Origin of the sequence: Bradyrhizobium sp. LA6.8 (assembly GCF_040547935.1) — a bacterium.
GTDB classification, from domain to species: Bacteria; Pseudomonadota; Alphaproteobacteria; order Rhizobiales; family Xanthobacteraceae; genus Bradyrhizobium; species Bradyrhizobium barranii.
In genome coordinates this window covers 1,263,147-1,274,974 of the sequence record NZ_JBEPQQ010000002.1, presented here as the reverse complement: position 1 = coordinate 1,274,974, position 11,828 = coordinate 1,263,147, and the positions used below count along the sequence as shown (strand labels likewise).

The 11,828-nt window shown below is 59.0% G+C and carries 10 protein-coding genes; 1 reads left to right on the top strand and 9 read right to left on the bottom strand.

Annotation, left to right across the window (positions count from 1 at the left end; genetic code table 11):
* Positions 1 to 75 precede the first annotated feature (75 nt).
* From ABIA90_RS13120 to ABIA90_RS13105, 4 genes are all read right to left on the bottom strand, one after another.
* A complete protein-coding gene (locus tag ABIA90_RS13120; protein WP_354120163.1) occupies positions 76 to 2,925 on the bottom strand; it encodes an ATP-binding protein in 2,850 nt (949 codons plus the stop codon).
* A gap of 25 nt (positions 2,926 to 2,950) precedes the next feature.
* Complete coding sequence (locus ABIA90_RS13115) at positions 2,951 to 3,508, bottom strand: helix-turn-helix domain-containing protein (RefSeq protein WP_354120162.1); 558 nt, start codon at positions 3,506 to 3,508, stop codon at positions 2,951 to 2,953.
* Between the two features lie 340 nt (positions 3,509 to 3,848).
* Entirely contained in the window at positions 3,849 to 4,658 is an 810-nt protein-coding gene (locus tag ABIA90_RS13110) for an acetoacetate decarboxylase family protein (protein WP_354120161.1), read from the bottom strand.
* Between the two features lie 130 nt (positions 4,659 to 4,788).
* Complete coding sequence (locus ABIA90_RS13105; protein WP_354120160.1) at positions 4,789 to 5,589, bottom strand: acetoacetate decarboxylase family protein; 801 nt, start codon at positions 5,587 to 5,589, stop codon at positions 4,789 to 4,791.
* A 650-nt stretch (positions 5,590 to 6,239) separates the two neighbouring features.
* Between ABIA90_RS13105 and ABIA90_RS13100 the strand changes: the two genes are divergently transcribed.
* Complete coding sequence (locus tag ABIA90_RS13100) at positions 6,240 to 6,497, top strand: hypothetical protein (RefSeq protein ID WP_354120159.1); 258 nt, start codon at positions 6,240 to 6,242, stop codon at positions 6,495 to 6,497.
* A 145-nt stretch (positions 6,498 to 6,642) separates the two neighbouring features.
* Here ABIA90_RS13100 and cyoD read toward each other — a convergent pair whose 3' ends face one another.
* Genes cyoD through ABIA90_RS13075 form a run of 5 tightly spaced genes read right to left on the bottom strand, consistent with a single transcriptional unit; the run spans position 6,643 to position 11,575 of the window.
* Entirely contained in the window at positions 6,643 to 7,038 is a 396-nt protein-coding gene (cyoD, locus tag ABIA90_RS13095; protein ID WP_502916656.1) for a cytochrome o ubiquinol oxidase subunit IV, read from the bottom strand.
* Complete coding sequence (locus ABIA90_RS13090) at positions 7,035 to 7,667, bottom strand: cytochrome (ubi)quinol oxidase subunit III (protein ID WP_354120158.1); 633 nt, start codon at positions 7,665 to 7,667, stop codon at positions 7,035 to 7,037. Before ABIA90_RS13090 ends, cyoD begins: the two co-directional genes overlap by 4 nt.
* Positions 7,664 to 9,652, bottom strand: a complete 1,989-nt coding sequence (gene cyoB / locus ABIA90_RS13085) for a cytochrome o ubiquinol oxidase subunit I (protein ID WP_354120157.1) — start codon at positions 9,650 to 9,652, stop codon at positions 7,664 to 7,666. The genes ABIA90_RS13090 and cyoB overlap by 4 nt, the downstream gene beginning before the upstream one ends.
* A complete protein-coding gene (gene cyoA / locus ABIA90_RS13080) occupies positions 9,649 to 10,530 on the bottom strand; it encodes a ubiquinol oxidase subunit II (RefSeq protein WP_354120156.1) in 882 nt (293 codons plus the stop codon). The genes cyoB and cyoA overlap by 4 nt, the downstream gene beginning before the upstream one ends.
* A 1-nt stretch (position 10,531) precedes the next feature.
* Positions 10,532 to 11,575, bottom strand: coding sequence for a heme o synthase (locus ABIA90_RS13075; protein ID WP_354120155.1), 1,044 nt, complete (start codon positions 11,573 to 11,575; stop codon positions 10,532 to 10,534).
* Between the last annotated feature and the right edge of the window lie 253 nt (positions 11,576 to 11,828).

Genomic DNA, 11,828 nt, shown 5'->3' with positions numbered 1-11,828 from the left:
ACCGTTCGTCGTTGGTCTTTAGCAAATACACCCCGCCCAGATAGGGTTACCCGAAACCTCCTCCAGCAACAAGCCTCAGTGCATCGAGTTGGTGGCGCCGTCGTGCGAATGCGGAACGGCCAATACCTGCTTGGCCAACTGTAGATCGACCGTCTCAAGGCCTTCTCGGAATTTTGCGTGGGTGAGTTGCAAGGCCTGCCACCCGCGCTCCCTTTGCCCGGCCGATTTTTCCGCCATAGCTAGGCTGGTCGCGGCCCTGAGCTCCCACGACAAGCTGGCTTGGCTGGCGGATAGTTCGAGCGCAGACACAAAGTAATGTCTAGCAGCTCCAAGCCCCTCGTCGTTGCACAGGGCCAGTTCGCCCCTGATGCGACGCAATTCCGCGGCGTACCATTGGGTCTCGTCAAGATTGATCTTTGCCCGTTCGAAGACAGCAAGTCCCTGCCGTGCGCGACCCGCGACGGCAGTGCATCTCGCGAACTCCGCTTGCAGGAACCAATTGAAGACTCCATATCGCGCCGCAGACAACTTCTCCAAACCGCGGTAGAGCGTTGCAGAAGCTGTATCGCCCTCACCCCGCCTGACGCCGCAGAGAGCCTGCATGCTGAGGCCGAAGCCGTGATAGCTCTCCACAGCGTATTTTCCGGCGTGGTCGACAAGTTCGTTGGCAAGCGATTCAGTCTCGGGATCGTCCGGACTTGTCAGATACGTGTTGAAGCTGGCCCACGCCAACGCCACGCAGAGCGGTACCGCGTGATCTAGTTGGCGTGCTTCAGCGATCGAGGTCAGCTTGAGGTGCCGCGCCTGATCGGGACAGCCCCGGAGCCAGGCCAGATTAGACAATACGGCCAGGGCGTCGACTTTTCTATCGTAACCAAACCGCATGATGAGGGATCGTCGGGACGCTTCATCATCGCGATGCAGGGACAATTCGAAATATGCCTCAGCCTGCAGAATTCGTCCAATGTGATGGTACGTTACGCCGCGCATGTAATTGGCTGTAGCGACCGCGCCACGATTGTTGCTCACATCGGCAACATCGCCGCATTGATCGGCCAATTCCGTTGCCTCGGCATAACTTGGAAGCCGTATCTGGTGGGCCCAAAGAACGAGCAGAGAATCGAGCTGACATTCGGTGTCGTTGAGGCACTCGGCAAGAAGGCGCGCTTTTTCCCAGCTTGCGTACGACTCTTCGGTCATACCATCCGTGAACATCATGCAACTAGCGAGCGCAGACTGAATGATCATCTCTTGACGCGAGCCGGCACTCGCAGTGTCGAGCCGGTTAATGGCTTTCGTCATCCACTCCCGACATTCGGTAAGCAGGGCCATTGCCATCCAGGTGCCTGCCGAGGCGGCGGCAAGTTCAACGCCAATTTTCGTATCACCCTCGACCGAGAAAGCCCAGTTCAGGGCTGCTCTAACATTGCCGACCTCATCCCCGAGCGCCTGAAGCCTTTCAGGAATGTCCAATGAAGCGCCCTGTTTGAACAATTCGCCGAAGTAGAGGGCGTGGCGCCGGCGCCAACCAACCTCCTCGGCACTTTCGGCGAGTCGTTCCGACGCAAAGGCATGAGTAGTGTCGAGCAAGCGCAGCCGCGTGCCCTGTCCTTGAGCGGCGATCATCGATTTCGAGCGGAGCTCCCAAATGCAATCCGAGACGATTGTTTCATCTATCGTCTCGTCAGCGACAACAGCGACCGCTGCTTCGAACGTAAATCCGCCGGCGAAAACACTGAGCCGGCTCAGTATGCGCTTCTCTGCCAAGCCAAGCAGGTCATAGCTCCATTCCAGCGCGGCGTTTAAGGTCTGGTGCTTAGGCGACGCCGTTCTACGCCCCACCCATGACAGGTTTAGTCGGTCGTCGAGCAAGCTTGCGGTCTTACCCAGGCCAAATATGTCAACTCTGCCGGCTGCGAGTTCGATTGCCAATGGAATTCCATCAAGCCGCCGGCAGATTCTTGCGGCAACCGGCGCATCCGTATCTGTTAGCTCGAAGTCACCACGTACGGCCCGCGCGCGATCGACCAATAGTTGCACGGCGGGATATTGCATGACGTCGTGTGCCGACAGGATGCGGTCTTCTCGAGGGCAAGCGAGCGCGCAGAGTTCATAAACATGTTCACCTTCAACCCGCATCGCCTCCCGGCTAGTTGCCAGCAAATGCAATGTCGGGACGCGGCAAATCAGTCCTTCCGCCACAGCCGACGCTTCATCGATAAGGTGTTCGCAACAGTCGAGAATGATGAGCGTTGGCCTTCCCTGCAACCGATCGATCAAGGCCGGTACGACGTTGTCTGTTTGTACCGAGACGCCTAGTACCGCGGCAATTGCTGGAGCAACGAGCGAAGTGCCACCGAGCGCACTTAGGTCGACAAAATAGATCTGGTTATTGAAAGTGGCGCTCATCTCATGTGCGACCGCCACCGCTACCGTGGTCTTGCCTATCCCACCAGGACCGACGACCGTCACAAATTTTTGTTCGGCCAGCTTCATCTGGATCACGGCGAGCGCCTCTCTTCGTCCGAGCATCCGCACCAGGCGCGCAGGCAGTCGCGACCTCGAAGATGGATTGAGATCCCCGGACACCGCCGAGGAAAGTGTTGTTACCGGTGCGACGAAGCTGTATCCCCGTCCTGGCACGTTCGTGATGTAGCGCCTGCCGGGGTCGCTCTGATTGAGAGCCTTGCGTAGCGCCGAAATATGAACGCGCAGGCTGACTTGTTCAACTCCGCTCTTCGGCCAAACCCGCTCGATCAGAGTTCTCCTGCCGACGACCTTGTTTGCTTGCTCCACCAGGACAATAAGGAGATCCATGGCGCGCGCTCCGAGCGGAACGACATTTGCGCCATTAGTCAGAAGCCTGCCCCCTATCGACAGTTCGAAAGGGCCGAAGCTCAGCACTTTGCCGCGCTGATCGCTCATGCGATATTCCCTTCCAAACCGGTTCTTAAGCTGCCTCGCCAGGAACGCTGCGCTCGCGCCGCCAGTTAGCTGGACTTTGACCAAAAGCCTGTCTGAAGAGCCTGCACAGATGTGCCTGATCCGAAAATCCTACGCTCAACGCTATTTCACTCAGTGATGCCGCACTGGTCACCATCAGATGGCAAGCCCGTTCCAGACGCCTTCTTACCACGTAGGCATGTGGCGACTCGCCGACTGCCAGTTTGAATTTTCGAGAGAAGTGAGCCTTGCTTCGACGCGCGATCCCACTGAGATCCCCGATGTGAATCGTACGGTGCAAGTTACTGTCAATGTAAGCTCGCACTCGAACGATCTGCCAAGCCGCCAGCCCGCCCCTGGTGGGGCTGTTAGCGCCCGAACAACGTTCGATCTCTGCTTGCAGGATGTGCGATGCTGTGGCCAGCGACGCCTCGGCAGCCTCCTGATCGCGCCCTAACTCTCTCCTTGCAGTTTCAAGCAGCTTGGCCACGCTGTTCGCAATAACGTGGAATTGCTGCTCGTCTGCAAAGGAAGACTCTGTTGCGGCGGTTTGAAGTCCTTCCATGGACACTCCTCGACATCTATCCGCGGCTTCGGATCGACGGGAAGAGTGCAGCAAGGCGCGCCTCTTGGCTCGTTAATCAGCGTTATGGAAGGTTAATGTTGCCTCGCGTCACGAAACGCTTTTTGAATTACAATTCAGCATCTTACCCCCAACAGAATCGAGGTTCGCAACGTTCACAACACCCCGGAAGCTGCTCCGATCCAAAATGTTGTAGAGGACGCAAAGACAACTTTCCTCATCGGTCGCAAGGACGCCCGGCCAAGGATCTCCGCGCAAGGGCGTGCCGCAGCCCTCCCGGGAGCGAGGGATTTGACGCTTCGCAGTTACAGCCGGAAGGACTTCAGTCACCTACGAGCCCACGGTCCTCTAGGATCTCCAGATCGCTAACAGAGTAAGAAAGTGAGTAACGGAACCCGGACTCGATCCTTTTCGGGGCGAGCGCGTCGAGTTCTTCGCCATTCGCTTCCGGAAAGTTAAGTTCGCCCTTCCCGGTCCAAGCGTCGGCAACGGAGAGATTGTCGGTGATCGACATCGCCAGCTCGTTGACCGCAGGCTTGTCCTGGTAGCCTGCCGCCAGTCTCGGGAAGTATCGCAACAGCACCGTGGGCCGACGGAGGAGAGACAGCCCGTTTTCGACCGGCTTGTCCAAGGTGACGCAGGCCTCCGCAAGACGTTCGCCGTGCGCCGAGAGGCTGGCCCCAAACCGGCTGCCCGATGCGACAGGGGCCGCGGCAGGGCCTGAGGCCGCAAAGGAGCGCGTCTGAAAAATACTACCCATCTTCTTTGGAAAGCCCTGCGTCCAACCGCGCGCCAGCGCAGCGTCATTGTCGACATAAATGTATGGGCACCACATCACCGGCACGTCGCGATACATGGCGTCAACCAAAACAAACGCCTCCCGATATTGATAACGAGCCGGTTCAAGATACTCGTCGTCCTGGGCGGTGAATTGCCAATCCAGGAACATCATAATGGCGTGTCCATTTGAGTTCGGATCGGGGGAGAGACCATTCGGCAAGGTCGCTGCCGTCGCGTCAGCGTCCGTCCAGAACTCGACACCAACGGCATCGCCGGCATAGTGCCAGGGTGGTGGCGGAGTTAGAGCGGCTTGGCCGAATGGCGACTTCGGAACTGTAAAGCCCTTGAGCATTCCCGTGTCCTGTGCGTCACTTTCGGCACAGAGTCTACCGAAATCAGCCACAATTGATTTGATTGAAGTGCGTCGACTTGTTCATTCCTGCCGCATTCCCGAAGGCACCTTGTCGGCACGAGTGCGATCGCTAGTGGGTTAGATCCGCGAGGATCTCGATATCGGTGACGGAATAGGAAAACGAGAACCGATATCCGCGCCCCACCTTAATCGGCCCCAGCACATCCAATTCCTCACCATACGCTTCCGGGAAATTGAGCTCACCCTCACCAATCCAGATGTTTGTGATCAGGAGGCGGTCGGAAACGCAGTGAACAAGTTCATCGACGGCTGGCCTATCATGCATGCCTGCGGAGACCCGCGGAAAATATCGTCGTCCGACGATCCTTCGATCGAGCAAGCCAACAAGACGTTCTGCTCTTTCACGCAAAGTGATACGGGCTTGCACTAACAACCGACCATGAGCGGACATACAAGCCGAGAGCCTGCCATCGTGCGCGAGTGGCGCCGACGCTACGCTCGTCGTGGGAAACGTTCGGGTCTGGTGTACGGCGCCGTGTTTTCTTGGATATCCCTGGATCCAACCTCTCATCAAGGCAGCGTCGTTGTCGACATAGCAGTATGGACACCACGCTATTCGTGTCCCCTTCCACATCGCGTCGAGAAGAACGCTGAATCCGCGACACTGGTATCTAGCCGGATCCAGATATTCATCATTCTGCGCGGTGAACTGGTAGTCCGTGAAGAGCGCAACGGAGTGACCTGGACATCTCTCGTCGAGCTGGACACCTGTTGGAAGGATCTGGACCGATACATCGGGATCATTCCAAAACTCCACCGCCAGAACGTCACCAGCGAAATGCCAGGGGGGCGACGGGACCAATGCAGCAGCGCCCAGAGGGGACCGAGGAGCCGTGAATCCCTTGAGCATGTCTTCGCCCCGCCAGCAATCCGCATTAAGCGTATCATTTCAGCATACAACGTTAGCGTTTGTGTCGACCTCAACGCTTGGACAATCGTGTGATGGCTTGATGATTCCTGCGTACCCGATGTCGCTACAAAGCAGTCCGCAAGTCCCTTCCAGGAGGCGGAGGGCCGCAGCGGGATCGAAAGCTTCAAACGCTGACGTCTTGCGACAAGCCCGAGCCCCGGCAAGAGCGTATCAATTTTTCCTTGATGAGGTCGAGTATCGGCTTCGAATATTGCGAGACTGTTGATGAAAACGAAAAGCCAAAGCAGACGGAAACCGCGGCGGCCGAGATCCCTGGCGCAGTCGTGCGTGTCCCTGTGCTTGCTGCTCGCAACGGCCTGGCCTGCCCCTTCGTACTCGCAGGGGACACCGGAACAGCGCCTCGCGTGCACGCCCGACGTGTTCAGACTTTGCAGTGCGTTCATCCCCAATGCGGATGACATAACGGCTTGTCTCAGAGAGCGCAGCTCCGAACTCAGCGATGCTTGCAGGCAGGTAATCCAGGTGGGCATCTCGCAAATACCCAGCGCCAGAGACAGCAACAGCACTCGCAAACGCACCACACGATAGACGGATCGAGGATGCCCATTTCCGCAATGAAGTTTGTAGTGGTGAACAACACGGTGCCGCGCGGTTCCGCCGTCTGCGCAACGTGTTCGCAACCGCTGGAACCGGGCTACTTGCGGGACCTTTCCAGCTCGAAGCGCTATTGCGGGATCGCGTGCTACCCCAGACAGATGATGACGACCAGCTTCGTCGGATTGGCCGTTGCAATGGACCTCTACGCGCTCGCGATCGCCTGGCCAACGTTGACCGTCAACGTCGCCTCAGCGCTGTTCGACAGCGCGTGGGGCAAGGATGGCGTCTGACGCTTGAGAAGCATTCCATCTGCCTTGAAACGGCGGTCGCGCCGCCGGGCGCAACCCGGCCCCGATCGACGTAGCCCCTCGAACCCAAGGAAGACAGTGCACGGACTGCATGCTCGATGGCCGGCAGCTAACCCAGCGGCACTCTTCAATGTTGCATCCTCATGCTCATCGGCGCGCCCGACGGCATCATCATGTTCGTGTTCATATCCGCCACGATCCACATCGTGCCGGCGATCACGACGAATACGATGAGAGCGCCGAAGGCGAGCGCGAGCACGTTGTTGGTGCTTTCCGGCCCGCTGCTGATGTGCAGGAAAAACACCAGGTGAATACCCATCTGGGCAATAGCGAGCACAGCGAGCCCGAGAAATACGCCGCCCGGCCAGAGCAGCGTCGTGTTTGCAGCCCAGAACGACGTGGCCGTGAGAAGAACCGCCACAAACAGGCCAATCGTGTAGACGATAAACTCGGATGGAGCCGATGCATCCATCTCGCGGCTCGGCCTGTCTCCGGGTGCGCGCTCATGTCGAGCTTCGGTCATGAACTCACTCCCATCAGATAGACCACCGTCAATACCCCGACCCAAACGATGTCGAGCGCGTGCCAGAACAAGGAGAAGCAGAGCAGACGATGCTGCACCCTCGCAGCGAACCCGAATACCGCCACCTGCACCATCATCACGATCAGCCAGATCAATCCGAGCGCAACGTGCAGCCCGTGGCATCCGACAAGCGTGAAGAATGCTGACAGAAAAGCACTCCGCTGCGGCGTCGCGCCGATGGCGATCATGCCCAGGAATTCGCGGAGCTCGAGACCAAGAAAAATGGCTCCGAGTGCGAGGGTGATGAGAGCCCCCAGATAGGTCCTGAGATAGCGGCGCGAATTGACGGCCAAGGACATCAGTCCGCAAGTGTAGCTCGAGACGAGAAGGCAAGCAGTTTCGATCGCGACCGTCGTCTGATTGAACAGCTGGGCGCCGGTCGGTCCGCCGGCCGTGGAGCGCACGAGGACTGCGTAGCTCGCGAACAGCGCGGCAAACATGACGATGTCACTCAGCAGGAAGATCCAGAAGCCATAGGTGACCACGATCCGCTTTGGAGCAGGTCCCGCTTCACTCGCAATCGGCAGTGCGTCTTGCGGAATCTGATCAATTGCGACTGCGATATTCATGCTGCAACTCCTGCCTGGTGGGCCCGCACGAACCGGGCGATCTCCGCGGCTGGCACCTCGATTTCGTTGTGACGGCGGAATGAGAAGGCAAGCAACGTCATGAATGCGCCGAACACTCCGACGCCGGCCAACCACCAAATGTGCCAGATCAGTGCAAAGCCGATGACGACGGCGAAGAACGCCGTAACAAAGCCGGTGGCGCTGTTCTTCGGCATTTCGACGGGCTCGTACTCCCGCGTCGACGTCGGCTCCTCCCTAGTCGCTTGCGCGCGGTTCTTGCTGCTCCAGAACGCGTCCAGTCCGGCGACCTTGGGTTGGAACGCAAAGTTCCATGCCGGCGGCGGCGACGCCGTCGCCCATTCGAGCGTGCGGCCATTCCAGGGATCGCCGGTCACGTCGCGCAACTCTTCGCGATTACGGATCGACACCACGAGTTGCACGATCTGGCAAACGACGCCGACCAGGATGATGGCGGTGCCGAACGCCGCCGCAATCAACCACGGCTGCCAGGACAAATTGTCATAATGCTGCATGCGCCGGGTCATGCCCATCAGGCCCAGCACGTAGAGCGGCATGAAGGCGACATAGAAGCCGACGAGCCAGCACCAGAACGACGCTCTGCCCCAGCGTTCGTCGAGCTTGAACCCGAACGCCTTGGGGAACCAGTAATTGTACCCCGCCATCACGCCGAACACGACGCCGCCGATGGCGACATTGTGGAAGTGCGCGACCAGGAACACGCTGTTGTGCAGTTGGAAGTCGGCCGGGGGCACCGCCATGAGCACGCCGGTCATGCCGCCGATGACGAAAGTCACCATGAAGCCAATCGACCACAGCACCGGCACCGAGAACCGAACCCGGCCGCCGTACATTGTGAACAGCCAATTGAAGACCTTCGCACCCGTCGGCAAGGCGATGATCATGCTCATGACGCCGAAGAAGCCGTTGACGTTTGCGCTGGCCCCCATTGTGAAGAAGTGGTGCAGCCAGACCAGGAAGGAGAGGACACAGATGGCCATCGTCGCGGCGACCATAGAGCGATAGCCAAACAACGGCTTGCCGGAGAACGTCGCCATCACCTCCGAGAATACGCCGAACGCCGGCAGGATCAGGATGTAGACTTCGGGATGCCCCCATACCCAGAACAGGTTGGAGTACAGCATCTGATTGCCTTGGCCTTCGAGCGTGAAGAAGTGAAAGCCGAGATAGCGATCCAGCGCCAGCATCGCGAGCGTCGCGGTCAGGACCGGGAAAGCAGCGACAATGAGCAGGTTGGCGGCAAGCGCCGTCCAGCAGAAGACCGGCATGCGCATATAGCTCATTCCCGGTGCCCGCAGCTTGAGGATGGTCGTGACGAAATTTATTCCCGCCAGCAAGGTGCCGATACCGGAGATCTGCAGCGACCAGAGATAGTAGTCGACGCCGACGCCGGGCGAGTATTGCAATTCGCTCAGTGGCGGATAACCCCACCAGCCGGCTTTTGAGAACTCGCCGATCGCCAACGAAATGTTGACCAACAACGCACCCGATGCGGTCAGCCAGAAGCTGACGGAATTGAGCGTGGGGAACGCGACGTCGCGAACACCAAGTTGCAGCGGCACTGCGAAGTTCATGAGCCCGACCACGAACGGCATTGCCATGAACAGGATCATGATCGTGCCGTGCGCCGAGAATATCTGATTGAAATGCTCGGGCGGCAGATAGCCTTGGGCACCGCCGGCTGCGAGCGCCTGCTGGGCACGGATCATGATCGCATCGCTGAAGCCACGGAGCATCATGACGAGCGCCAGGATGCAATACATGGCGCCTATCCGCTTGTGATCGACCGAGGTGAGCCACTCGCGCCATAGATAGGGCCAGGCTCCCTTCGCCGTGACGAACCCGAGAACAACCAGCACGACCAAAACCATGAAGCCCGTTGCACCCATGATGATCGGCTCATGGAGGGGAATCGCGTTCCAATCGAGCTTTCCAAGTAGATTCATCGCTCGGCCCTCTGCGAGGTTGAACAAACTGATAGAGAAGCGTCTTGATGCGCGTCCATGCCGGCGTTTACGATGCTACCGAACAGATCGGGGGCGACGCCACGATAGGTGAACGGCGCGACCGCCTTGCTCGGCTTGACCAGGTCGGCGTAAGCTTGCTTATCGAGAACCGAACCGGTTTCGCGGGTCTGCCGAACCCATTGCGCAAATCTGGCGTCTGTCACCGCATCGACGGTGAAGTGCATGTCGGGAAAGCCGTCGCCGCTGAACATGGCGGAGATCCCGGGATAGGTTCCGAGATGGTCCGCCTGCAGGTGGAGGCGGGTCGCCATTCCCGACATGGTGTAGATCTGGCTGCCGAGCTGAGGCACGAAGAAGCTGTTCATGACGCTCGACGATGTCAGTTCGAAGCTGATCGGCGTCCCGACCGGCACAACCAGCTTGTTGATGCTCGCGATCCCCTCGTCCGGATAAATGAAGAGCCATTTCCAATCGAGCGAGACGACCTGAACGTTGACAGGCTTGACCGTCGAGCTGATTGGCCTGCCCGGATCGAGGTCGTGCGCGCCGATCCATGCGACGCCGCCGACCAGGAGCACCGTCATCGCGGGGATGGACCAGACCAGCAGCTCGAGACGCCCGGAATATGTGAAATCCGGCCGATAGCTCGCACGCTCGTTCGATGCGCGAAACCAGAAAGCGAAGCCAAGTGTCGCAAGGATCACTGGGATCACGATCGCCAGCATGATGCCAAGCGCGTTGATCAGAATTTGCCGCTCGGCCAACGCGATCGGCCCTTTGGGATCGAGCACACCTTCAGTGCACCCGCCAAGCGTCATGGCCCCGATCAGGAGGACAGCCGGTAAACCGTATCGCATGTTAGACCTCGCTGAGGTTGATGCTGGGCCATACGGTGCGGGCGACCTCCGGTAGGATCTCGGCATGCACCGAGATACCGAGGCCCGCATGCGAGGCACGCATGCGGGAGGATGAATTGCCGCCATGGTCGACCAGGAACGCCGCGAACAGCGCGAACAAGTAGCAGATGGAAAACACGAACAGCCTGTGAGCGGGTCGGCGATCGGGCCCGATGGTTCTGTCCAGCAGGAACGCAAGTATCAGGAAGAGCGCGCTGCAGATCGCAACCGTCACGCCATAGATCACACCCGCAAACCCCAGTGCCCAAGGCAGCTCCGAGGCGAGGGTCAGTAGGCCGCTATAGATCAGTATCTGCCGCGTTGTTGCCGCGCGTCCCGCGACGACCGGCAACATCGGTACGCCCGCACGGGCATAATCATCGGTGCGGTTGAGCGCCAGCGCCCAGAAATGGGGCGGTGTCCAAAGAAAGATGATGATGAACAGCGCAAGCGGCTCCAGCCCGACGTCCCCTGTTGCCGCGGCCCATCCGATCACGGGCGGCAACGCGCCGGCGGCGCCGCCGATGACGATGTTCTGCCGCGTGGACCGCTTCAGCCACGCCGTGTACACGACAACATAAAAGAGTATCGTGCCGGCCAACAATGCGGCCGCCATGAGGTTCGCCGCCATAGCGAGAGCCACCACAGCAAGGCCGCCAAGAACGGTTCCAAGGACAAGCGCGTCGAACCGGGAGACCTTGCCGAGTGGAATAGGCCGCATGGCAGTGCGGCTCATGATCGCATCGATATCGGCGTCGTACCACATGTTGAGCACACCGGCGGCTCCAGCCCCCGCTGCAATGGCAAGAACTGCCGCAAGGGTTGTTAGCGGATCAAGTCGAACCGGAGCGGAGCTCAATCCGACGAGCGCGGTGAAGACCGCGAGCATCATCACGCGTGGCTTTGTGAGGGCGACGAGGTCAGACACATTCCAATGGTCAGCCAGCGAATGAGGGGTGCGAGCACGTCTTTCCCCAAGCTGGCCAGCAATGGACTTGACGTTCATCTCGCGGCTCCCGGTTCATTCTGAATGCGACCTGTCGTGTTCCGTTCGAACAGCGACAATGCGTGCTTTCAGTATGTCTGCCCAGCGGTGGCCGCGATTGAATATGGCTGCTCGATTGGGGCCAATCCTGCTCAAAACAATTGGCTGAAGCGTCTGGTCACGCCAGCATCTTTCGTGAACGCACGATTCAAAGCGATCTGAGCACTTTTCAACAAGCGCTTTGCGCTACCTTTTCCTAGAGCAGATCATCATC

Coding starts and splice junctions, on each gene's coding strand:
- cyoD (WP_502916656.1), bottom strand. CDS start 7,038: ATGACCGAAGCTCGACATGAGCGCGCACCCGGAGACAGGCCGAGCCGC.
- ABIA90_RS13075 (WP_354120155.1), bottom strand. CDS start 11,575: ATGAACGTCAAGTCCATTGCTGGCCAGCTTGGGGAAAGACGTGCTCGC.
- ABIA90_RS13105 (WP_354120160.1), bottom strand. CDS start 5,589: ATGCTCAAGGGATTCACGGCTCCTCGGTCCCCTCTGGGCGCTGCTGCA.
- ABIA90_RS13115 (WP_354120162.1), bottom strand. CDS start 3,508: ATGGAAGGACTTCAAACCGCCGCAACAGAGTCTTCCTTTGCAGACGAG.
- ABIA90_RS13090 (WP_354120158.1), bottom strand. CDS start 7,667: ATGAATATCGCAGTCGCAATTGATCAGATTCCGCAAGACGCACTGCCG.
- cyoB (WP_354120157.1), bottom strand. CDS start 9,652: ATGAATCTACTTGGAAAGCTCGATTGGAACGCGATTCCCCTCCATGAG.
- ABIA90_RS13110 (WP_354120161.1), bottom strand. CDS start 4,658: ATGCTCAAGGGCTTTACAGTTCCGAAGTCGCCATTCGGCCAAGCCGCT.
- cyoA (WP_354120156.1), bottom strand. CDS start 10,530: ATGCGATACGGTTTACCGGCTGTCCTCCTGATCGGGGCCATGACGCTT.
- ABIA90_RS13120 (WP_354120163.1), bottom strand. CDS start 2,925: ATGAGCGATCAGCGCGGCAAAGTGCTGAGCTTCGGCCCTTTCGAACTG.